The sequence below is a fragment of the Dorea sp. BIOML-A1 genome, assembly GCF_009875615.1.
GTDB classification, from domain to species: Bacteria; Bacillota; Clostridia; order Lachnospirales; family Lachnospiraceae; genus Dorea_A; species Dorea_A amylophila.
This window is the reverse complement of the sequence record NZ_WWSA01000008.1, coordinates 1-20,822: the sequence shown is the minus strand read 5'-3', so window position 1 is coordinate 20,822 and position 20,822 is coordinate 1. Positions and strand designations below refer to the sequence as shown.

At 43.7% G+C, this 20,822-nt stretch carries 21 protein-coding genes; 7 read left to right on the top strand and 14 right to left on the bottom strand.

Annotation, left to right across the window (positions count from 1 at the left end):
* Positions 1-33 precede the first annotated feature (33 nt).
* From GT508_RS04945 to GT508_RS04900, 10 genes are all read right to left on the bottom strand, one after another.
* Entirely contained in the window at positions 34-945 is a 912-nt protein-coding gene (locus GT508_RS04945) for a selenium metabolism-associated LysR family transcriptional regulator (RefSeq protein WP_161143698.1), read from the bottom strand.
* Complete coding sequence (gene selB, locus GT508_RS04940) at positions 945-2,858, bottom strand: selenocysteine-specific translation elongation factor (protein ID WP_161143697.1); 1,914 nt, start codon at positions 2,856-2,858, stop codon at positions 945-947. The genes GT508_RS04945 and selB overlap by 1 nt, the downstream gene beginning before the upstream one ends.
* Positions 2,859-2,873: 15 nt before the next feature.
* Complete coding sequence (gene selA, locus GT508_RS04935) at positions 2,874-4,292, bottom strand: L-seryl-tRNA(Sec) selenium transferase (protein WP_161143696.1); 1,419 nt, start codon at positions 4,290-4,292, stop codon at positions 2,874-2,876.
* A 39-nt stretch (positions 4,293-4,331) separates the two neighbouring features.
* Positions 4,332-5,372, bottom strand: coding sequence for a selenide, water dikinase SelD (gene selD / locus GT508_RS04930; protein WP_173791848.1), 1,041 nt, complete (start codon positions 5,370-5,372; stop codon positions 4,332-4,334).
* A 167-nt stretch (positions 5,373-5,539) separates the two neighbouring features.
* Positions 5,540-6,145: a sulfurtransferase-like selenium metabolism protein YedF gene (yedF, locus tag GT508_RS04925; RefSeq protein WP_028088482.1), complete on the bottom strand. Its 606-nt coding sequence runs from the start codon at positions 6,143-6,145 to the stop codon at positions 5,540-5,542.
* Positions 6,146-6,260: 115 nt separating this feature from the next.
* Complete coding sequence (locus GT508_RS04920; RefSeq protein ID WP_161143695.1) at positions 6,261-6,920, bottom strand: PHP domain-containing protein; 660 nt, start codon at positions 6,918-6,920, stop codon at positions 6,261-6,263.
* A gap of 143 nt (positions 6,921-7,063) precedes the next feature.
* Positions 7,064-7,774: a GTP pyrophosphokinase gene (locus GT508_RS04915; RefSeq protein WP_118224693.1), complete on the bottom strand. Its 711-nt coding sequence runs from the start codon at positions 7,772-7,774 to the stop codon at positions 7,064-7,066.
* Positions 7,775-7,938: 164 nt separating this feature from the next.
* Complete coding sequence (locus GT508_RS04910) at positions 7,939-8,463, bottom strand: cob(I)yrinic acid a,c-diamide adenosyltransferase (protein WP_028088485.1); 525 nt, start codon at positions 8,461-8,463, stop codon at positions 7,939-7,941.
* A gap of 108 nt (positions 8,464-8,571) precedes the next feature.
* Positions 8,572-9,636 (bottom strand): PTS transporter subunit IIC, encoded by a 1,065-nt coding sequence (locus GT508_RS04905; protein WP_118309561.1) that lies wholly within the window; start codon positions 9,634-9,636, stop codon positions 8,572-8,574.
* Positions 9,637-9,783: 147 nt separating this feature from the next.
* Entirely contained in the window at positions 9,784-10,632 is an 849-nt protein-coding gene (locus tag GT508_RS04900; RefSeq protein ID WP_161143694.1) for an aldo/keto reductase, read from the bottom strand.
* A gap of 197 nt (positions 10,633-10,829) precedes the next feature.
* On the opposite strand from GT508_RS04900, the gene GT508_RS04895 reads away from it, so the two are divergent.
* Positions 10,830-11,093, top strand: a complete 264-nt coding sequence (locus GT508_RS04895) for a hypothetical protein (protein WP_022416470.1) — start codon at positions 10,830-10,832, stop codon at positions 11,091-11,093.
* Between the two features lie 75 nt (positions 11,094-11,168).
* On the opposite strand, the gene GT508_RS04890 is transcribed toward GT508_RS04895, so the two are convergent.
* From GT508_RS04890 to GT508_RS04880, 3 genes are read right to left on the bottom strand one after another with little or no spacing between them, the layout of a single operon-like run.
* A complete protein-coding gene (locus tag GT508_RS04890; protein ID WP_161143693.1) occupies positions 11,169-12,596 on the bottom strand; it encodes an ABC transporter permease in 1,428 nt (475 codons plus the stop codon).
* Complete coding sequence (locus GT508_RS04885) at positions 12,559-14,133, bottom strand: COG1361 S-layer family protein (RefSeq protein ID WP_161143692.1); 1,575 nt, start codon at positions 14,131-14,133, stop codon at positions 12,559-12,561. Before GT508_RS04885 ends, GT508_RS04890 begins: the two co-directional genes overlap by 38 nt.
* On the bottom strand, positions 14,099-14,851 hold the full coding sequence (locus tag GT508_RS04880; protein ID WP_161143691.1) for an ABC transporter ATP-binding protein: 753 nt from the start codon (positions 14,849-14,851) through the stop codon (positions 14,099-14,101). Before GT508_RS04880 ends, GT508_RS04885 begins: the two co-directional genes overlap by 35 nt.
* 293 nt (positions 14,852-15,144) lie before the next feature.
* Between GT508_RS04880 and GT508_RS04875 the strand changes: the two genes are divergently transcribed.
* The 4 genes from GT508_RS04875 to GT508_RS04860 all read left to right on the top strand — a co-directional run bounded on the left by GT508_RS04875 (position 15,145) and on the right by GT508_RS04860 (position 17,195).
* Positions 15,145-15,504 (top strand): CidA/LrgA family protein, encoded by a 360-nt coding sequence (locus GT508_RS04875; protein ID WP_006426152.1) that lies wholly within the window; start codon positions 15,145-15,147, stop codon positions 15,502-15,504.
* Positions 15,497-16,189: an LrgB family protein gene (locus GT508_RS04870; RefSeq protein ID WP_161143690.1), complete on the top strand. Its 693-nt coding sequence runs from the start codon at positions 15,497-15,499 to the stop codon at positions 16,187-16,189. Before GT508_RS04875 ends, GT508_RS04870 begins: the two co-directional genes overlap by 8 nt.
* A 35-nt stretch (positions 16,190-16,224) precedes the next feature.
* A complete protein-coding gene (locus GT508_RS04865) occupies positions 16,225-16,815 on the top strand; it encodes a cytidylate kinase-like family protein (protein WP_055283662.1) in 591 nt (196 codons plus the stop codon).
* Between the two features lie 89 nt (positions 16,816-16,904).
* Positions 16,905-17,195: a hypothetical protein gene (locus GT508_RS04860; protein WP_028088492.1), complete on the top strand. Its 291-nt coding sequence runs from the start codon at positions 16,905-16,907 to the stop codon at positions 17,193-17,195.
* Here GT508_RS04860 and GT508_RS04855 read toward each other — a convergent pair.
* Positions 17,190-18,038: a MerR family transcriptional regulator gene (locus GT508_RS04855; protein ID WP_161143689.1), complete on the bottom strand. Its 849-nt coding sequence runs from the start codon at positions 18,036-18,038 to the stop codon at positions 17,190-17,192. The two genes, GT508_RS04860 and GT508_RS04855, sit on opposite strands and share 6 nt — an antisense overlap.
* A gap of 105 nt (positions 18,039-18,143) precedes the next feature.
* Between GT508_RS04855 and GT508_RS04850 the strand changes: the two genes are divergently transcribed.
* Both GT508_RS04850 and GT508_RS04845 read left to right on the top strand, forming a co-directional pair.
* A complete protein-coding gene (locus GT508_RS04850) occupies positions 18,144-19,391 on the top strand; it encodes an iron-containing alcohol dehydrogenase (protein ID WP_161143688.1) in 1,248 nt (415 codons plus the stop codon).
* Positions 19,348-20,727: an aldehyde dehydrogenase gene (locus GT508_RS04845; RefSeq protein WP_161143687.1), complete on the top strand. Its 1,380-nt coding sequence runs from the start codon at positions 19,348-19,350 to the stop codon at positions 20,725-20,727. Before GT508_RS04850 ends, GT508_RS04845 begins: the two co-directional genes overlap by 44 nt.
* The last annotated feature ends 95 nt before the right edge of the window (positions 20,728-20,822 follow it).

The following is a 20,822-nucleotide window of genomic DNA, read 5'->3' as shown; positions in this document are numbered from 1 at the left end:
ACAGTGGGTTCATGTTATCAATCGTATTATCGCTTACTCTTCAATTCCGTATACTTCTTTTACTATCTTTACAAAGCGTTCGGTACTTTTTGACATCTGATAATTCTTATTATATACCAGGTTGATATCCCGTCCCCGATCTGCCTTTGGGATTGAGAATGCCAGAAGATCTCCATATTTCACTTCATCTTCTGCCGCAAGCCTGGATATCACAGAGATCCCCATTCCCTGTTTGACTGATTTTTTTATGGTTTCCTGATTCTCGATACTGGCGATAATCTTAAGCTTATCCAGATTGATTCCTGCCGCACGGAGCTGTTTTCCTGCTTCTTTTCTTGTACCGGAACCTTCCTCACGCATGATCAGATGTTCCCCGCCAATCCAGCTGATATCATCCGGCATATCTTCCAACAGCTTTTGATATTTCTCCGTATTCGGTGTGATCACAACCAGTTCATCTTTATAAAATGGGATATATTTACAGTGTTTCTTCTCCAGAACCGTACCGGTAAATCCGACATCTACCATATGATCAATAATCTGTGTAACCACCTGACTGCTGTCTGTCTCCAGAAGTTTAACCTGTTCTTTCGGATACCGTTCATTGAATTTCATCAGAATTTTCGGAAGAATATACTGTGCCGGAATCGTAGATGCTGCAATCGTGATCAGATGCTTGCTCTCTTCTTTTCCTGTTTCAAACCGTTCTTCTATTTTTTTCTGCAGATCGATCATCTGTCTCGCATAGCGGTACAGATCCTTTCCATCGTCCGATAATTTTACTTCTTTTGTGTTTCTTACAAAAAGCCTTGCATTCAGTTCTTTCTCCAGTGACGAAATATGTGCACTGATGGTCGGCTGTGTCAGGAACAGCTGCTTTGCTGCCTTTGAAAAACTGCCTCCCTCTGCTACCTGAACGAAAGCTTCTAATTGTTTCAGATTCATCAGTATGCCACCCTTTCGCTCTCTGCTCCTGTCTTCTTCGTTACCTTAATACTGTCCATGTATTCCAGGATCGGTTTTGCGCTCTTTCTGCTTGTCGCAAACATATCCCTCACCTGTGCGATCGTGATCAGGGGATCTTCTTTCAGATGTTCTCTGATCTTTTCTTTCGCAGTCTCCATATAAGAAGTCAGTGTATACATTTCATCATTTATTTTTACAATCTGCTTTTCTTCTAATAAGATATTCAGGATATCATCCATGATCTCCTGCGGCACATCTTTACATGTGATCTCGGAATATCTTGCAAAGTCAAACCCGGCCTTCTTAAATGTATCCAGCAAAAACTCCGATACCCTGTCATAGATCTTATCTTTTCTCACTTCATATCCCGGAGTGCTCAAAAATTCATCCACTCGCTTCAAACTTCCCTGTTCTTCCAGGAGCGTCAGGATTCTGTCATATACATTCGGTTTTACCTTTTTAAAATACGTCGTCTGTACCTGTGCTTTCTTGATTCCGTAGCGGTATGGATACTTCTCTTCGTATTCTGTCAGAGCTTTCAGCAAAATGTGTTCTGACTCTCTTGCCGAATCGCAGTGCCATACATATGTATCTTTCCTCATCGGAAATACATATACACTTCCCTGCCCTTCCAGTTCTTTTACATCCTGTTCTACCTCTTCGAGTGAAAGTGCCGTCAGTTTCGCAAGTTCAGAGACTGTGATCAGGGTATCTGCATGACTCTTCACATGCATTTCGATCACATCCGCAGATGACCCCTCTTCTTTCCGTTTCAGTTCTTCGATCACTTCCGGCTGGAATCTTCTCTTAATCTTCGGATTCGGCTCCAGAACGACGCCGCCGCCAATGGTTTCCATCGGAGAATAAAAACGTACGACAAATTTATCGCCACGTCTTACAGCAACTTCTTCCTCCATCCGGAGCTGTACATATCCGCTTTCCCCCGGTCCGATCTCTTCTTTGTCCAGAAGTACCGCACGGCACAGGACTTCACTGGTTCCTGTAAAGAAATGCAGCCGGGTGTGATTCGTAAGGATTCTCACGGATGAATCCAGCACATTTAACTTTACATCGAGAAGATCTGTATTCTTCATACTGTTCAGAGGTGCCAGCACACATCCCCTTTTAATCTCTTTTTTCTTTACATTTGAAAGATTGATCGCCACGCGCTGTCCGGCATAGCATTCTTTTTTATCTTCCCCGTGCACCTGGATGCTCCGGATCTTACATTCTGTTCCGACCGGGTACATCTGAAGCGTATCTTCTTTTGTAATCGTTCCAGACACCAGTGTTCCGGTGATGATCGTCCCGAATCCCGACAGGGAGAACACTCTGTCAATCGGCAGACGCGGAATGGTATGGATGTCTTTCTGCACAACTTCATCTCTGGTCTGATGCTCAATCTCTTTCACCAGGTCACCAAGCCCTTCACCCGTTGCTGCAGATACCTTTATCAGAGGTGCATGTTCCAGAAAAGTACCGGAAAGCTCCTCCCGCACATCTTCTTCCATCATCTCCAGCCATTCTTCATCCACAAGATCACATTTATTCAGCACAATGATACTCTTCTCAATTCCGAGAAGATTCAAAATATCCATGTGTTCTCTTGTCTGCGGCATGATTCCTTCATCCGCTGCAATTACCAGAAGTACCAGGTCCATTCCGACAACTCCGGCAACCATATTGTTGATAAATTTCTCATGTCCGGGTACATCGATGATCCCCGCACGGTCTCCGCCCGGCAGATCAAAATAGGTAAACCCCAGATCGATCGTAATTCCTCTGCGCTGTTCTTCTTCCCAGCGGTCTGTATTTCTTCCGGTCAGTGCTTTGATCAGTGTCGTCTTACCATGATCAATGTGTCCGGCCGTTCCGATAATAATATTCTTCATAGCCTTCTTTCACACCTACCGTTCTTCTTTTTCTTTCTGTCCAAGTAATTCCGTCAGTTCTGATGCGATCATCTTATAATCCTTGCGTTCGATCGTTCTGACATCCAGACAAATACTGTCATTGACTGTTCTTGGAATAATCGGGATCTCCAGATGCCGCATCTTTTCTTCCATCTCAGCTACACTCATACCATTTGGCTGGATGGATACGGCGCGGCTTTCCATCCTTTCAAGCGGAAGGGATCCTCCACCGATCTGTGATTCACAAGACACGACCTGTATCTTTGCATCCATTCCTGTACGGCGTAAGATTCTAGCAAAATATCCCGCTTCTTTTTCAATCTCATCAAGCGGCATTGCGATCATCCGCAGAACAGGAATATTCTGTACGGCTGTCTCTTCTGACAGATACTCCATCAGAACCATCTCCAGTGCCGCCGCCGTAAATTTATCAATACGGAGTGCACGGGTCAGCTGGTTCTTCTTCATCATATCAATATATTTCTTCTTACCAATGATAATTCCGGCCTGTGGACCGCCCAGCAGTTTGTCACCACTGAAACACACCACATCAGCACCATGTGCAATGGATTCCTGTACAGTAGGCTCATGCGTCAGTCCATATTTTTCCAAATTGATCAACACACCGCTTCCAAGATCTTCTACTACTGGAATCCCATGTTCCTTTGCAATCGGTACCAGTTCGTCAATTCCCACACTTTCTGTAAATCCGACAATCCGGTAATTGCTGGTGTGCACCTTCAGAAGTGCCTTTGTCTCTTCTGTAATTGCCTCTTCGTAATCTTCATAATGCGTCTTATTCGTCGTTCCGACTTCGACAAGATTTGCACCGCTCTGTTCCATTACATCCGGAATACGGAACTTTCCGCCGATCTCGATCAGTTCCCCTCTGGAAACAATCACTTCCCCGCCTTTTGCCAGGGAACTTAAGATCAAAAGCACGGAAGATGCATTATTATTGACCGCCATGGCAGCTTCTGCACCGGTTAACTTACACAGTAATTTTTCAAAATGTGAATACCGCTCTCCTCTTCTTCCTGCTTCCAGATTATATTCCAGGTTCGAATATCCACTGACGATCTCAGCTGCCCTCATCATATGCTCGAAGCTTATCGGGGCACGGCCAAGATTCGTATGCAGGATGGTTCCCGTTCCATTGATCACTTTCTTCATATTCGGTGTATGCATTGCAGATACGGCTTTTGCGATATTTTCATTCAGAAGAGCAATCTGCTGCTTTGCTTTTTCTTCCTCTTCGCACACTCCGATAAATGCACGGAGTTTTTCCATCTCACTGTGGATTGCTTCCATGACGCTTTCACGGCTGTATGTCTCAATCAATACTTTTATCCCTTCGTCTGCAAGAAGAATATCCACCTTCGGAATACTCCGATACAATAAATTCTTATTCATTATACTTCTCCATTCTGTCATTCTTTTCAAATATTAATTTTAGAATAACCGGATCAGCTTATCACTCTTTGGCGCAACTGTTCCGATTACGGAAACGGTTGTATCCAGTCCTGATGTTTTAAAATCTCTCATCATATTCTCATATTCTTTTGGTGATACACTGATGAGAAGTCCGCCGGAAGTCTGTGGATCACAAAGAAGATCTAAATATGTCTCATTCACCGATCCTACTTCCACCTTATCAATCGAATATCTCTTGTTCTTATAGGCACCTGCCGGAACCAGTCCCATCTTCGCATAATCATATGCATCCTGAAGATATGCAATGTCGGTAACGCTGAGTTCAAATGTCACATCACTTGCGGATGCCATCTCAACACAGTGTCCAAGCAGTCCAAAACCTGTAATATCCGTACATGCGGAAACATCATACTTCTCTACAACCTGCTTGCCTGTCTTATTCAAGGATGCCATAACCGTCTGTGCCTCGCGGATTGCCGATGGCGATGCCATCTCTGCTTTGATTGCAGTATTCACGATACCACTTCCGATCTGTTTTGTAAGAATCAATATATCGCCAGGTCTGCAGCCATAATTCTTAAAGATCTTATCCGGGTGAACAAATCCGGATACGCAGAGACCGTATTTTGGCTCATCATCCTGTACTGAATGACCGCCGACTAATACCGCACCTGCTTCTTTTACCTTATCTGCACCTCCCGCAAGAATATCGCCAAGGATCGCCGGATCCAGGCAGTTCGGGAAACCTACGATGTTCAATGCTACTGCCGGCTCTCCTCCCATCGCCCACACATCACTGAGCGAGTTGGCCGCGGCGATCTGTCCGAACATATATGGATCATCTACGATCGGAGTAAAGAAATCAACCGTCTGAATCATCGCAATATCATCTGTCACTTTGTAGATGGCAGCATCATCGGAAGTCTCGATTCCTACTATTAAATTGTCATCCTCAAATTTTGGCAGCTTACTCAGAACCTGAGCAAGGGTCTCCGGACCAATCTTGGCCGCTCAACCTGCGGTTTTGCTTAAACTCGTTAATTTTACATCTGATTTCATTCTTATTACTCCTCCTGTTTTTCATACCTTTTTCCCGAGACAATCCATTTATCTCTCTGACACGCCCGGATTTTTGTATTCATTATACATACATGATAGTATAAGAAAGCCGGAACTCCTGTATCTTTCTTCAGGAATCCGGCTTTTATCCAGATATGTAAGTAAATTTATGATGGTCTGACGATTCTTCCTGCTTTTGCCATTGTCTCCACAATGCTGTACATATTCGTAACTGTACCAACTGCAAGTTTGTCTTTCAGGCCATAGTAATCCAGACAGGTTCCACATGTCATGATCTCTACTCCCTGTGCTTCCAGTGATTTCAGATCTTCCAGAGAGTCCGAATCTTCTGTTGTCAAGGTTGCTCCTCCATTATAGAAAAGCATTGTCTTTGGCAGAGTATCAAGCTGTGTCACTGCAAAGATAAATCCTTTGATCAGTACTTTACCTAATTCATCATTTCCAGATCCCATACGGTCAGATGATACAACAACAACTGTATTGTCTCTTGCATCCGGTACGCATACTGCTTCTGCTTCGTCTGCTGCCGGTGCTCCTTCCATTTCAATCGTAACTTTAAACTCGGCATCCCCAAGCTTCTCAGAAGTAACTTTTCCTCCTGAACCTGATGCCATCTTTGTTACGTTCTGCACTGCGATCTCATTGTCAACCAGAACTTCAATTGTCTCCGGTCCGGTCAGTGCAGCTATTGCCTTTTTGGTCTTAATAACCGGGATTGGACAATTATCCCCCATAGCATTAACTGTAATCATAATGATTCCACCTTTCCATCACCATTCCCACAATCAATACATATAGAAATATTCTATCATTATTTATGGAAAAGGTAAATATATAAATTATATAAAAGCCTGAAAACGTCTATCCTTAAAATCCTATCTCCGGATAGCCATTCCCATACTCTTGTACCTCAAGTATATGGTATGATCCATCTTCATAATATGCCGGTTTCATACCACCTTTTTTCAGAGCTTTCATAAACTCTTCCATTGTCCTTATTTCTTCCGGGAACCAGGTCGCACAGACGCCGACTTTCTCCGGAACATGACAGTCACTGGATCCCATCGTACAAAGTCCAAGTTCCTGTGCATATCTTGCTGCCTTCTGGCACGCTGCTACAGAAGTACTTCCATTCAGGACTTCCAGACCGTCCAGACCTCTTACTGTCCTTAAGTTCTCTTCCAGACCTCTGTTATTATTCCGGAATGGATGTGCCGCAAAGCAGAAGCCTCCCTGACTCTTTACAAGATCTATAAACTCCTGGGCCAGAATCCTTTCATCCGGATATTCCTCAATTCCAAATGCGATGATGTCTCCCTGCAAAGAAAAAAACTCAATCCCGACAAAGATCGGAAATCCGGTTTTTTCCGCATATTCTTCCGCATATTCTTTCAGTCCCATATCATCATGGTCTGTGATGCAGATTGCGCCAAGACCTTTCTCCCTGGCAATTTCCACCATCTGTTCTAATTTTAAGAAACTGTCTTTTGAACAGGTCATTTCGTGCATATGTGTATCTATAAACATGTTTCCCGGCTCCTTTGATCTTCCTTTATATTACAAGCTTTTCTCTCACTCCTCATTATATAAATAACCGCTCCGGGTTTCAAATAGAGAATCTTAATATAACCATTCCCTTATAGATAAATTCTATATAAAAGGCCCAGATATTAATCCAGGCCCTGCAGAACCCGTTGATCCTGCCTGTTCGTCTCTTTTGTCTTTGTACTTACATTTAACTCTTCCTGTTTCTCCAGACATTCTTTGATTGCTTCATTCAAAGACAGCATCTTTTCATCCAGCGTTGATACCATCTCTGCACATTCTCTCAGATCCCTGCTGATATACTCCGGAGCATCTCCTTCGAATTTATAATAGATCTTATGTTCCAGACTTGCCCAGAAATCCATCGCGATCGTACGGATCTGAATCTCTACCTTGGTATCTACAACGCTGTCAGAAAGAAATATCGGTACAGATACCAGCATATGATAGCTCTTATATCCACTTTCTTTTGGATTCTTAATATAGTCTTTGATCGACAATACTTTCAGATCACTCTGATTGCCGATCATCTCTGCCAGCCGGTAAATATCCGACGTAAAGGAACAGATCAGGCGTACCCCTGCAATATCATTGATATATTTTACCATGTTCTCAATTGATATCTCGTAACCATACCTGCGTAACTTCTTTACAATACTTTCCGGTGTCTTAATTCTTGTCTTGATATGTTCGATCGGATTGTATTTATGCACATGTTGAAATTCATCATTCAGTATCTCCAGCTTTGTCCCCACTTCTTTCAACGCTGAATTATACAGGAACATGATCGTCTTCCAACTGTCGACATCCTCATAGTTCTTCATCGTATTTTCCATATAAATGTTCTCTCTCCTCTCTTAACGAAGAGTTAAACCAGCACTGTTAATATTATACCATAAGTACTGCTAATATGTCTTATTTTTCACATTTATTTTAGAAAGATTATACATATGTAAAACAAAAAGAAGCTATCCTCAGACAGCCTCTCTCCATTCATTTTTTAAAATTCAATTCCTTCCCTCGCCTGCACCTTACGGTCATACGGATGCTTTACCTTCATCATCATCGTCGCATAATCTGCCAGATCCAGAAGGTCCTGCGATACCTCATGCCCTGTCATAATAATCTCCAGTCCGCGCGGCTTATGTTCCAGAAAACTTCTGATCTTCTCTTCACTTAAGACATTCAGATGGATCGCACACAGCGATTCATCCAACACTAGCACATCAAAATTCGTACAGAACTTTACGATCTCATCCAACGCTTTATTATTATAATGGCGGAGTTCCGCTTTCTCATCTCCGTTCATCCGGCTTACAAACTTTACCTGATCACGCCCCGGAAGGCAAGTGATCCCGGGTACAGATTCCAGAATCTTTCTCTCATTTGAAGAATTATCTTTCAGGAACTGAAAGAAGAGCACCTGAAGTCCGGCTCCGGCGGCTCTGACTGCCTGTCCGACTGCTGCTGTTGTCTTTCCCTTGCCATCTCCGTAATACATATGAATTCTTCCAGTGCCCATCATAACTTTCTACCTGCTTTCTCCTAAATATCTCTGTAAAATCTGAACTCACATTCATTCTACAGGACATTATAATCGTTTACACCGAAAATGTAAATACAGGTAGTTTCTCTAAAATTCCAGTTTCATATCTCCGGTCTTAATCCAGTCTTTCTTTCTCATGAATTCCGAAATACCAAGTGTCACGACTGCCGGAAGTACGATCTGGATCAGTAATATTTTGATCAGAACCATCTGTGCGGACTCTGTCTGGATCATCGTCTGCCACGTCATGATCTGTCCCACCAGACCTGCTGTCCCCATACCGGAACCGGTCGCATTATTCGTCATATGAAGCACCATTGTTCCTACCGGTCCGAGAATTGCGCTCGATATAATTGCCGGAAGCCAGATTACCGGTTTCTTCACAATATTCGGAACCTGTAACATGGAAGTGCCGATCCCCTGTGCCAGAAGTCCCCCGACTTTGTTCTCACGGTAACTTGCCACGGCAAATCCTACCATATTACAGCAGCATCCTACTGTTGCGGCTCCTGCTGCCAGACCGGACAGATTCAGGATCACACCAAGTGCTGCCGAACTAATTGGCAGTGTCAGGATCATTCCCATCAGTACCGATACAATAATCCCCATTAAAAACGGCTGCTGCTCTGTTCCCCAATTGATCAGTGAACCAAGCCAGCTCATGAATCCCGAGATTGGAGGTCCGATCAGGAATCCCACCAGACATCCACTTCCGATCGTCACGACCGGAGTCACCAGAATATCCACCTTCGTCTTACCGGATACCATATGTCCGAAGAAGATTCCCACATAGGCAGCAATGAACGCTCCCAGCGGCTCTCCCGGTCCGGCAAATACCATAGCTCCGTCTACGAATACCTTTCCGGCCAGGATACTGCTTGCAAATGCACCTGCCATTCCGGCCGTTGCTGCCGACACCACTACCAACGGTGCTTCCTTAAACTTATAGGCTACTGCCACACCAATACCGGCTCCGGTAAGGGCTGCTGCAAGCTTGCCTGCAATGAAGATCATCTCTCCGATATTTCCGCCCATAAATGTTCCGATCTGCTGGATGATCGTGCCGATGATCAGTGTTGCGAACAGACCGTGCGCCATGGCGCTTAAGCCTTCGATGAAGATGCGGTCTAATACTTTCTTTACTTTTTCCATATAACGTTCTCCTCGTCCTTCCATATCTGCTATTTTTTGTCGATCAGTGCTGATTTACAGATATTTTGTTTGCATTTACATGTGTCTTGTCACATGTCACGAGTGTATCATACAGCTACAGGAAAAACAAGAATTGTTTTGTTTCTGTCAAAAATTAATCTTATCCGGATGTGAACCAGAGTTCCCGAAGTTCTCTATTTTGTCTATCTGTTCCATATCCTCCGGTAATAATGAAAAATCAAAGACTTCTGAATTTTCTTTTATCCGGGATGGTGTTACCGATTTCGATAATGGCAGCACCTGATGCTGCAGACACCAGCGAATACATATTTGTGCAATTGTTTTTCCGTATTTCTGTGCAATCTGCTGTAAATTTGGATGATTTAATACCCGTCCGTTTCCCAGCGGACTCCATGCTTCTACCTGTATCATATTCTCTTTACAATATTTTACAGTTTCATTCTGTATCCATCCCGGATGAAATTCAATTTGATCAACCATTGGAATGATTTCTGTCTCCATCAGAGCCTTCAGATGATGCGGCATAAAATTAGATACTCCGATTGCTCTTATCCTGCCCTCTTTATAAAGCTCCATCATTGCTTTCCATGTAGAAATATTTATCTCTTCCCAGTTTTCAAACTGATTCACAGAAGCCGGCCAGTGTATCAGATACAAATCCAGGTAATCCGTTCCCAGGTCCTGACATGTTTTTTCAAAAGCATGAAGTGTCTTTTCATAACCACGTTCCGTATTCCATACTTTGCTTGTGACAAACAACTGCTCCCTTGAAATTCCACTTTCCCGGATTCCCTCTCCTACACTGGTTTCATTTCCATATGCCGCCGCTGTATCAATATGCCTATATCCCAGTTCAATTGCAGTTTTTACACTTACGGAAGCAGTCTCTCCATCCGGTGTCTTCCATGTTCCATATCCGATACACGGAATTTCTACTTTATTTCTCAACTGAAATGTATCCGTTAAACTTTTCATTGTATCTCTTCCTCCTCATCTAATGTTTTCTGATTGTCTGACACATACATTATTATACTATTGCCTTACTGTTTTTTCCATGCAATCCCGTCTTTACTTTATTTTTGATTCCCTGTATACTTGGAATATCAAATTGTAATATTCTTTAGATTTTCAATCTGAAAATCCAAATATACACACGAACAGGAGGACTTCATATGTTCCGTTTATGGGGAAAAGAATTTAAAGACAATCATATGCTGCGCGACACCGTAATCTGCGATGAGACGGATGAGACCAGAACGCATAAGATATTCAATGCTCTGGACTCGATCTGTTATGAGTTCGACCTCAGCAAACCGATCTGGCTGGATCATAATATTGATGAATTCAAAAGACATGACAAGACAAGATTCTATCAGGATAACTTTGTGGATTCCATTGATTTTGACTATCTGGAGATTCATATTATTGAAGAATAAACTATGCATAAATAATAAAAAAGAAGTCAGGCGGCCACCGTTTACTGAGGGCTTACCTGACTTCTTTCTTATGTTTTATTCATTCCTGATCGCCGCAAGCGGGCTCAGCTTCATTGCCCGTTTCGCCGGGAAATATCCGGCCAGCACTCCGACCAGCACTGCAAATACCATGGACATCAGCACAAGCCACCACGGAATATAAGATATTGTGCTGTCTGTTCCCATCGACATAGCACCGCTGCTTCCAACAATTATATTAATGGCTGCTGACATTACGAAGCTTAGAATATTTCCGGCAATTCCTCCGAGAAGACCTATAAACGCTGCTTCCAGCAGGAACATTTCCCGGATATTCCTAAGACTGCATCCAAGTACCTTCATCACACCGATTTCCTTTGTCCGTTCATAAATGGACATCATCATCGTATTTGCAATTCCGATTGCAGCTACCAGTAATGACACCGCACCAATACCTCCGAGCACCGCCTGTACAATCGCGAACTGACTCTTCATACTGTCCAGATATTCCGCATTGGTCTCAACATTATATCCCATATTACGGATTACATCAGCGACCTCATTCACGTGATCTATATCGTCTGCTTTCACTTTTAATGACGTATAATAGAAGCCTTTTAACGCCTTTCCAGCTTTGGTCTTCGGCTGTCCCGGAATGACTTTGCCTGCATATTCTTTCCGCAATAACTGCTTTAAAGTCTCCAGGTCACAAAATACACTGTCATAATTATTGGAATAGTCATCCAGGCCGCCATTTATCACACCGCTTGCCCTTACTACATATTTTTGGACAGGTTTTGTCTGTCCGGTTCCGGAATCTGACTGGCTCCCTGCACCTGCTGTTCTGTCTGCACTGTCTCCAAAGGCTGCGCTGCTGTCACTATTGTAATTCTCTGTATCCGTGATCATGAAAAGAGAATCTTTCATCAGATTGATATTCGGGACTTTCCCGGTATCATAATATCCGTTGCCGCTTCCTGTTTCATAAAAATCAGTGATCACGCCATTTCCGAATATCAGCTCCAGATGTCCTGTTCCGGTCTTTGGAAGCGTTCCATCTCCAAGATCCATATTTAGGGATTTCAGGCCTTCCGGTGTCATTCCTTGCAACTGGACATACGCCATATAGGAGCCTTTCAGCAGGATCACCGAAGTCTCATAGATTGGTGCAGCTAATTTCACATGATCCATTTTACTGATCTTTTCAACCAACTGGTCATCTATCCTTTTTTCTGTCTCCTGTCCTGATCCCATACTTTCTGTCGTCATACCGTCACTGTTGTCCGATCCGGTCACAGTGATACTGGTCAGACCTCCCGACTGTTCCACTTCCTTATAAAGGGACTGCTGCATACCAAGTCCGAGTGAGATCATCACTACAATCGAAGCTGTACCGATCAACACACCAAGGACCGTCAGAAATGTACGGAGTTTCCTTCTCCGCAGACTATTGATGCTCATCCTCAGAAGATCGTTCCAGTTCATCCAATAACTCCTCCTCTTCAATCTCTGCCAGCTGTTTCTTTTTGCGCTTCTTAAGTATTACGACTGCTGCCACCACTACAATGACCACTGCTGCGATTACAACCGGAATTACAGGAAAACTTTTCTGTGTCTCCTCCGGCATATCGGAAGCTGCCGCCTCATCATCCTCCACTTTTTCTGTCACTTCCAGATTCAGATCCTTCGTGGTTGTTGAAATGTTTCCCGATTCATCTTCATAACTAAGTGTCATCGTTACCTTCGCCGGACCATCCGATATTTTCTTTCCTTCCAGCATGGCATCAATCGAACCGGTTGCACCGGATTCTATATTTCCGATAAATACTTCCGACTTTTTGATATTCTTTCCTTCAAATGTAGCTTTTACATTATAGAGTTTGATCCGTCCCAGATTATAAAGACTACACATCACATTTGCTTCTTCACCGACAGCAACGCTCTGCGGACTGATCTCAAAATCGCTGATTTCAAATCTTGCATCCTGCTTCACCGGAATAGAGATACTTGACGATCCTTCTACCTGCGTAGCATTCGGATCTTCATATTTCATGGAAAGTTCCATGCTGTATGGCTTCTGAAGAAGATCTGATTTTGCATTCAGTTCGATACTGATATCGGCTGTTCCATTCGGGGCAATGCTGTCCAGATAGATGGAGCTTGCACCGGATGATGGAAGGAATGCCGGTGATGTCGTCTGTTCATCGCTGCCTTCTGTCGGTGCTGAAAGATCGAACAGCATATTGCTGACTTTCATCCTGGATGTATTTTTCAGATGGATCGTTAACTTGAAATTACTGCCCGCACGGACTTCTGCCGGATCGGTTGTAAATCCGGTTACGATCACACGCGGAACAGAACCATTTCCCGAAGCTGCACCTCCATCCGTACTTCCACCGGCTCCTCCGCTGTAAGCTGCTTCTCCGTTACTGTAACCGCCGGCATCCGGTATCTGGTAAGATGTGTCAGAACCACTGCCTGCTCCATTGCCTTTTCCTGTATCCTTGCCGTCATCTGTATCTTTGTTGTCTTTATTATCCTGTGTGTCTTTCTGTACCGGCTTTGCTGTGGTATTCACATAGAACTGCTTTTCTGCTTCTTCCTGTCCGTCTGCCGTAACCTTGAACTTTAAAGTATAGCGTGAAGTCTGAACATCTTCTCTCTGAGTAAAATCAAACGCCACATCTTTTGATTTTCCGTTTTCCAGGGTTCCAATGTTCTGCTGGTAACTCTGCATCTCTGTTTTGAATGGCCATACATCATTGTCATCTCCAAGATCCGGTGTTACCGTTACATTATTCATCGGATTCCCCGAATGATTCGTTACAGTAAATGTCCATGTCTTCTTTTCTCCCGCTTTATACGTCAGCACCTTATTGTCTTTTGACTCGATCGTAATTCCTGTTGCAGCCTGTACCATCTGCGGATGCAGCATAGTTGTCATCATGATCACTGCCAGAAAGGCAACAATGATTCTTTTCAAGCAATTATTTCCTGTCTCTTTCTGTATTCGTTTCTGCATGTCTTCCTCCCTCTTCTTTTCCTTTTTTCCATCGGTTATCTTCTATCTTAATGATCCTGCCGTCCCGGATATGAAATACCCTGTCCGCATAAGTTGCCAGATGATCATCATGTGTGACCATGACCAGTGTCTTCTTCTGCTCTCTGACCACCCGCTGCATCAGTTCCATGACTTCTTCCGATGTATGGGAATCCAAATTTCCTGTCGGCTCATCGGCAAATATAATATCCGGATCTACTACCAGTGCCCTGGCAACTCCCACTCTCTGCTGCTGTCCGCCCGACATCTGGTTCGGCAGATGCTTCTTATGCTTTCCAAGTTTTACCAGATCTAACATCTCATTGGCTCTTCGTACTCTTACATCTCTTGGAACGCCGCGGAAGCTAAGCGGCAATGCTACATTTTCCACCGCATTCAACGTTCCCATCAGATGAAATGACTGAAAGATGAATCCCACATGATCCCGCCGGAATGTCACCAATTGTTCTTCATTTAACTTTTCAATATGCCTTCCCGCAATGATGACCTCTCCCTTTGTCGGTTTTTCCAGCCCCGCCAGCATATTCAGAAGTGTAGATTTACCGGAACCGGATGTTCCGACAATTGCACAAAACTCTCCTTCATATATCTCAAAATCCACACCATCCAGTGCGCGTACAAACTCATCACCAACACGGTACAGCTTGTATAGATTCCTGACTTCAATTACTTTCCTCATACTCCTCCTCTCTGTCGTTTTTCAGACTTTTCACAATATGGATTCATTTTACTATAAAAATATAAAGACTTCCTCTTATAAATTATGAAGATTTTCTTAATACCTCCGACTGTTCAGATAATATTTCTCATTTATGCCGTTTAAATTCCTGCGCCATATCACACGTATTATATTTTATACAATTTTCGCTAAGATTTTCCGTGCATATTATTTCAGAAGTGGTATAATTGGTAGGACAATTTCACCAAAGTAAAGTGGATATCTTATGATTCACAAGATATAGGGAGGAACACATGAAGTTTGTAAGACAATTTATGATCATCCTGGCGATCTCATTCGTCGGAGAACTGTTGCACGCATTACTGCCGCTCCCGGTTCCGGCCAGCATCTACGGCCTCGTTCTTATGCTGATCGGTTTACAGACCGGTATACTTCCACTCAATGCAGTAAATGAAGCCGGAGGATTTCTGATTGAAATCATGCCAATGCTCTTTATCCCTGCCGGAGTCGGACTTATGGTTTCCTGGGGTGCTTTAAAGCCAGTCATCATTCCGATCAGTATTATTATCGTCGTTACAACCATCCTTGTTATGGCCGTAAGCGGACGTATTGCACAGTTTATCTTAAAGAAAGAGGACAAAAAACATGAGTAAATTATTACAGGATTCAGCTTTTTTCTGTCTGGCAATCAGCCTGATCGGATATGAGATTGGTATCATTCTCAGACAAAAGACAAAGCTTGCGCTCTGCAATCCACTGCTGATCTCAATTGTATTTGTGATTATTATTTTGAAAGTTACCAATATTAAATATGAAATATATGAAGATGGTTCTTCGTTACTCAGCTATCTGCTGACACCTTCTACCGTCTGCCTTGCAATTCCGCTGCATCAGCAGATGGGACTGTTGAAAAAGAATATGAAAGCTATCCTTGCCGGTATTCTCTCCGGTGTATTCACCAGTCTGGCCGGTGTATGGGTCTTCTCGATGTTATTCCATCTGAATAAGAAGATCTATGCAACCCTGCTTCCGAAGTCTATCACGACAGCGATCGGAATGGGAATCTCTGAGGAGCTTGGTGGAATCGTTACGATCACCGTTGCAGCTATCATCATTACCGGAATCATCGGAAATATGTTCGGTGATGTGATCTGCCGGCTGTGCGGGATCAGGCATCCGATCGCCACAGGTCTCGCCATCGGAACGGCTTCCCATGCCATGGGAACGGCCAAAGCTATGGAGCTTGGAGAGATTGAAGGTGCTATGAGCAGTCTTTCTATCGCTGTTTCGGGACTTATGACGGTTATCGGTGCAACGATCTTCTATCAGTTATATTAATGTATTATGAATCAGATAAATGGAGGTTAACAATTATGGAAAAAACAATTATCTGTATCGGACGTGAATATGGAAGTGGCGGACATGCCATCGGAAAGATTCTTGCAAAACGTACCGGGTATGAATTCTATGATAAAGAACGTTTCATTGCAATTGCAAAAGAACGTGGATTTGAGGGGGAAGTTGAAGAATATCTGGAAGAACAGCCGATGAACAGTCTGCTGTATTCTATCGCTATGAACTACTCCAGACCTAAGAAGAAGCCATTTCCTTTTGAACTCGTAGAAGAACTGGCCGCCGAGAAGCCGTGCATCATCATTGGCCGCTGCGCCGGATACCTTACACGTGAACAGGACAATGCCTTCAGTGTATTCATTCATGCAGATATGGACAAGCGGATTGCTGCAGTCATGGCCCGTGACCACATCAATTCCCGCTTAAAAGCCAAACGTAAGATTGAAGAAATTGATGAAAAACGCAGTACTTTCCGCAAGGAATTCACCGGTGAAGAATGGGGACAGTCCAAATACTACAACCTGTCCATTGACACCACTCATCTGAGTTATCAGCAGGCTGCAGATCTGATTCTTTATTACAAAAAACTTGCAGAAGAGGCTCAGAAATAAAAGAATCTGCCTTTAGAAATCTGCCTTTATGAATCATTCTTTTTGTGATAAGATGAGAATACCGACTGAACAACAAGGGAGGATTTCTTATGATCAAGGTTATCGGTCTCAATACAAAAGTATTAAAAAAAGAACCTTTCTCCGGTTCTCATCATGGCATGCGCTTCTTCATGCGTGCAGAAAATGACATTCTGCACGTATGGGTGTATCCGGAACCATGGTGCTTCGAACAGACTTCTGATGATGTAAAGACTTTGAAAGATTTTCCATTCACCGGAGAAGGACTGGATGAATCACTGGAATGGATCTCTCAGGAATTTGAAGAGCGCAAAGATTACTGGATGCAGATGGAGAAAGATAAGATGAAAATGATACTATAAATCACTGACCGCTGCAAATATATATTTCAGATATTTCCGTTCTTCGTTTGGGTCGATCACATTGACAATACTGAGAATGTAAATATCTGAACTCCATTTTTTCTTCTCTTTCTGCAGTAATTCCATCATCTTTCTGTAAGTTCTGCTGATATCTCCGTCACTTTCCCGCGATACAGCCACAAGATATTCCCCCGGCTTCATCTCTGTATATACTTTCTGCTTTTTATCCGCAAAACTAAACACATTTTTATACGAATATATTCCCTTCATAAATGCTTCTTTCCCAATTGCGGATCCCATTGGAAATGCCTGGACATCCGGAATCTCACAATATTTCAGATGTCTGCGTATATCTTCTGCTATCTCCCCGGACGAAGTCGCCGGTGACGACCGGACTTCTGTCAGCATCAGATATAAAGAATGTTCCACTTTTCTGATCACCGGTTTCCCTACATCTGCGATCCGGATCTGATCCAGAATCTTCCTCGTTCCGGCAATCGTGTGGATCTTCCGGTCCAGTTCTCTTCTCATCATGAGCAGTCTGTCATACTGTTGATCCACAAAAGCGTCAAATCTTACCTCTTCCCCGCCCAACAGGTATTCTTTAATATCTCCCACCGAACAGTCCAGTTCACGGAATGTTCGGATAAAATAATAGGAGCTGATCTGTGCATAACTATAATAATGATATCCGTTGACCGGATTCTTCTTCGGCACCAGAATTCCCTGGCGCTCATAATAGCGGAGTGTATCTCTGGTGGTCTGGCACATCTTTGCAAATTCACCTGCAGTGATGCAGTATTCGTCTTTTTTCTGCATATCTTTCACTCTCTTTCTTGACATGGGTGTTACCCCCAGTTTTATTCTAGCACAGGATTTTGCAGTATGACACTGTATTTTTCCAATTCTTTTGAACACACAATTTTTTATATTATATGGAGGTTTCTCATGAATACTTTTAAGAAAATATACTGTCGCATTTTTCAGACTTGTTTTAAAATTGCTCTTCCGTTTCTTCCTTACCGGGAACCGGAATTAATCGATGGATTCAAAAATGTCCCTGCCGTACTGAAAAAACATCACATTTCCCACATCCTGCTCGTCACAGATCCGGGTGTCTACAAGCTTGGACTTACAAAACCTTTAGAAAAACAGCTTTCAAAATCTCAGATTTCATGTACAATATATAAAGATACAGTTGCAAATCCAACTTCTGCCAACGTAGAAGATGCGAAGGATCTTTATCTTGACCATGAATGTCAGGCACTTCTTGCATTCGGCGGCGGTTCTTCCATGGACTGTGCAAAAGCAGTCGGTGCAAGACTTGCCCGCCCGCATAAGTCTCTTTCTAAGATGGAAGGCATCTTAAAGATCTGGCACAGACTTCCGCTCCTGATTGCAGTTCCGACAACTGCCGGAACCGGAAGTGAGACCACTCTTGCAGCTGTGATCACCGATGCCGATACGCATCACAAATATGCAATCAACGATTTTAATCTGATTCCAGACTATGCGGTACTGGAGCCATCCGTCACTTACGGACTTCCGCCACAGCTTACGGCAACTACCGGTATGGACGCACTGACCCATGCCATTGAAGCTTATATCGGACGCTCTACTACCAGACAGACACGCAGCGCAGCTGTCGAAGCCATCCAACTGATCTTCGACAATCTGCAAAACGCTTATAATAATGGAAATGACAAAACTGCAAGACATCATATGCTCCGTGCCTCTTATCTTGCCGGAACTGCCTTTACAAAAAGTTATGTCGGATATGTGCATGCCGTAGCCCACAGTCTCGGTGGATGTTACGGAATTCCTCATGGACTTGCCAATTCTGTACTCCTTCCGGTCATACTGGAAGCGTATGGAACTGCCGCACACAAAAAGCTGGCCAGACTTGCGCGTCTTACCGGCATCTCTGATTCGGACCTTGACGCAGTTGCTGCCGGAGAATTCATCCGGCATATCCGAAGCATGAATCTTTCTATGAACATCCCGGAGACACTGGATGGTATCCGTAACGAGGATATTCCGAAGCTGGCCTGCTATGCAGATAAAGAAGCGAACCCGCTCTATCCGGTACCTGTTTTATGGGGACCTTCAAAACTGGAACAGATGTATCATCTTGTACAGGAGGTAAATGAAAATGACAGAAACAGAAATTCAGAACATCCTGGAAAAGCAGCATAAATTTTTCCAGACAGGCCAGACTCTGCCTGTAGCTTATCGAATAGAACAACTTCAGAAATTAAAAGATTCTATCACCCGCCACGAACCGGATCTGAATCTTGCCTTAAAAGCCGACCTTGGAAAAAGCGAGACGGAAAGTTATATGTGTGAGATAGGACTCACACTTTCAGAACTTAGCTGGATGCTGAAGCACATAAAAAAACTGACAAAAGAAACGGTCGTTCCGACACCGCTGGCACAGTTTGCAGCCAAAAGCTTCCGCTCTCCTTCCCCATACGGAAATGTTTTCATTATGAGTCCATGGAATTATCCGGTCCTGCTGACACTGGAACCACTGATCGATGCACTGGCCGCCGGCAATACCGCTGTTGTTAAGCCAAGTGCTTATGCACCATCTACCAGCCGTGTGATGCAGGAGATCATCGAAGAATGCTTTGCAGATGAATATGTCTCTGTCGTGACCGGCGGGCGCGCCGAGAACCAGGCGCTTTTAAACCAGCGTTTTGATAAGATCTTCTTCACTGGCGGAAAGACGGTCGGACGTGAAGTCTTAAGACACGCCGCCGAATATTTAACACCGGTAACTTTGGAACTTGGCGGTAAAAGTCCATGTATTGTAGACTCTACGGCCAAAATTTCTCTTGCCGCAAGACGTATTGTCTTTGGTAAATACTTAAACTGCGGACAGACCTGTGTCGCACCGGATTATATTCTCTGTGATAAAGCGATCCGTGACCAGTTGACCGATGCGATCAAATCCGAGATCCGCCGTCAGTTCGGCAAACATCCATTGGAGAATCCTAATTATGGTAAGATCATCAACCGGAAACATTTCCAGCGTCTGCAGGGGCTGATTGATTCTTCCAAAGTAGTGATCGGCGGACAATCGGATGCCAAGATTTTACGCATTGCACCTACTGTGATGAAGAATGTTACATGGGAGGATGCTGTCATGGGCGAGGAAATCTTCGGACCAATCCTTCCGATCCTGACTTACGAATCACTGGATGATGCCATTCAGACCGTGGAATCACATCCGCATCCGCTGGCACTGTATTTTTTCAGTGAAGATAAAGCGGCACAGAAGAAAGTCCTTGACCGCTGTCACTTCGGTGGTGGCTGTATCAACGATACCATCATTCATCTTGCTACCAGTGCCATGCCGTTCGGCGGTGTCGGTGAAAGCGGAATGGGTGGATATCACGGGAAAGCCGGATTCGATGAGTTTACACATTACAGGAGTATTGTGGATAAAAAGACCTGGATGGATCTTCCGGTGCGGTATCAAAGGTATAATAAGTTTAAGAGGAAGATGTTGCGGATGTTTTTAAAATAATTTGGGATTCAATTTATTAACGGGGAAGCGGCCTCTCAGTCCTTGAAGGAAACAATAGATAAGGCTTCTTGTTCAGGTTCCATACCATAAGAAAC

Coding starts and splice junctions, on each gene's coding strand:
- GT508_RS04945 (WP_161143698.1), bottom strand. CDS start 945: ATGAATCTGAAACAATTAGAAGCTTTCGTTCAGGTAGCAGAGGGAGGC.
- selB (WP_161143697.1), bottom strand. CDS start 2,858: ATGAAGAATATTATTATCGGAACGGCCGGACACATTGATCATGGTAAG.
- selA (WP_161143696.1), bottom strand. CDS start 4,292: ATGAATAAGAATTTATTGTATCGGAGTATTCCGAAGGTGGATATTCTT.
- yedF (WP_028088482.1), bottom strand. CDS start 6,145: ATGATTACAGTTAATGCTATGGGGGATAATTGTCCAATCCCGGTTATT.
- GT508_RS04920 (WP_161143695.1), bottom strand. CDS start 6,920: ATGTTTATAGATACACATATGCACGAAATGACCTGTTCAAAAGACAGT.
- GT508_RS04915 (WP_118224693.1), bottom strand. CDS start 7,774: ATGGAAAATACGATGAAGAACTATGAGGATGTCGACAGTTGGAAGACG.
- GT508_RS04910 (WP_028088485.1), bottom strand. CDS start 8,463: ATGATGGGCACTGGAAGAATTCATATGTATTACGGAGATGGCAAGGGA.
- GT508_RS04905 (WP_118309561.1), bottom strand. CDS start 9,636: ATGGAAAAAGTAAAGAAAGTATTAGACCGCATCTTCATCGAAGGCTTA.
- GT508_RS04900 (WP_161143694.1), bottom strand. CDS start 10,632: ATGAAAAGTTTAACGGATACATTTCAGTTGAGAAATAAAGTAGAAATT.
- GT508_RS04895 (WP_022416470.1), top strand. CDS start 10,830: ATGTTCCGTTTATGGGGAAAAGAATTTAAAGACAATCATATGCTGCGC.
- GT508_RS04890 (WP_161143693.1), bottom strand. CDS start 12,596: ATGAACTGGAACGATCTTCTGAGGATGAGCATCAATAGTCTGCGGAGA.
- GT508_RS04885 (WP_161143692.1), bottom strand. CDS start 14,133: ATGCAGAAACGAATACAGAAAGAGACAGGAAATAATTGCTTGAAAAGA.
- GT508_RS04880 (WP_161143691.1), bottom strand. CDS start 14,851: ATGAGGAAAGTAATTGAAGTCAGGAATCTATACAAGCTGTACCGTGTT.
- GT508_RS04875 (WP_006426152.1), top strand. CDS start 15,145: ATGAAGTTTGTAAGACAATTTATGATCATCCTGGCGATCTCATTCGTC.
- GT508_RS04870 (WP_161143690.1), top strand. CDS start 15,497: ATGAGTAAATTATTACAGGATTCAGCTTTTTTCTGTCTGGCAATCAGC.
- GT508_RS04865 (WP_055283662.1), top strand. CDS start 16,225: ATGGAAAAAACAATTATCTGTATCGGACGTGAATATGGAAGTGGCGGA.
- GT508_RS04860 (WP_028088492.1), top strand. CDS start 16,905: ATGATCAAGGTTATCGGTCTCAATACAAAAGTATTAAAAAAAGAACCT.
- GT508_RS04855 (WP_161143689.1), bottom strand. CDS start 18,038: ATGTCAAGAAAGAGAGTGAAAGATATGCAGAAAAAAGACGAATACTGC.
- GT508_RS04850 (WP_161143688.1), top strand. CDS start 18,144: ATGAATACTTTTAAGAAAATATACTGTCGCATTTTTCAGACTTGTTTT.
- GT508_RS04845 (WP_161143687.1), top strand. CDS start 19,348: ATGACAGAAACAGAAATTCAGAACATCCTGGAAAAGCAGCATAAATTT.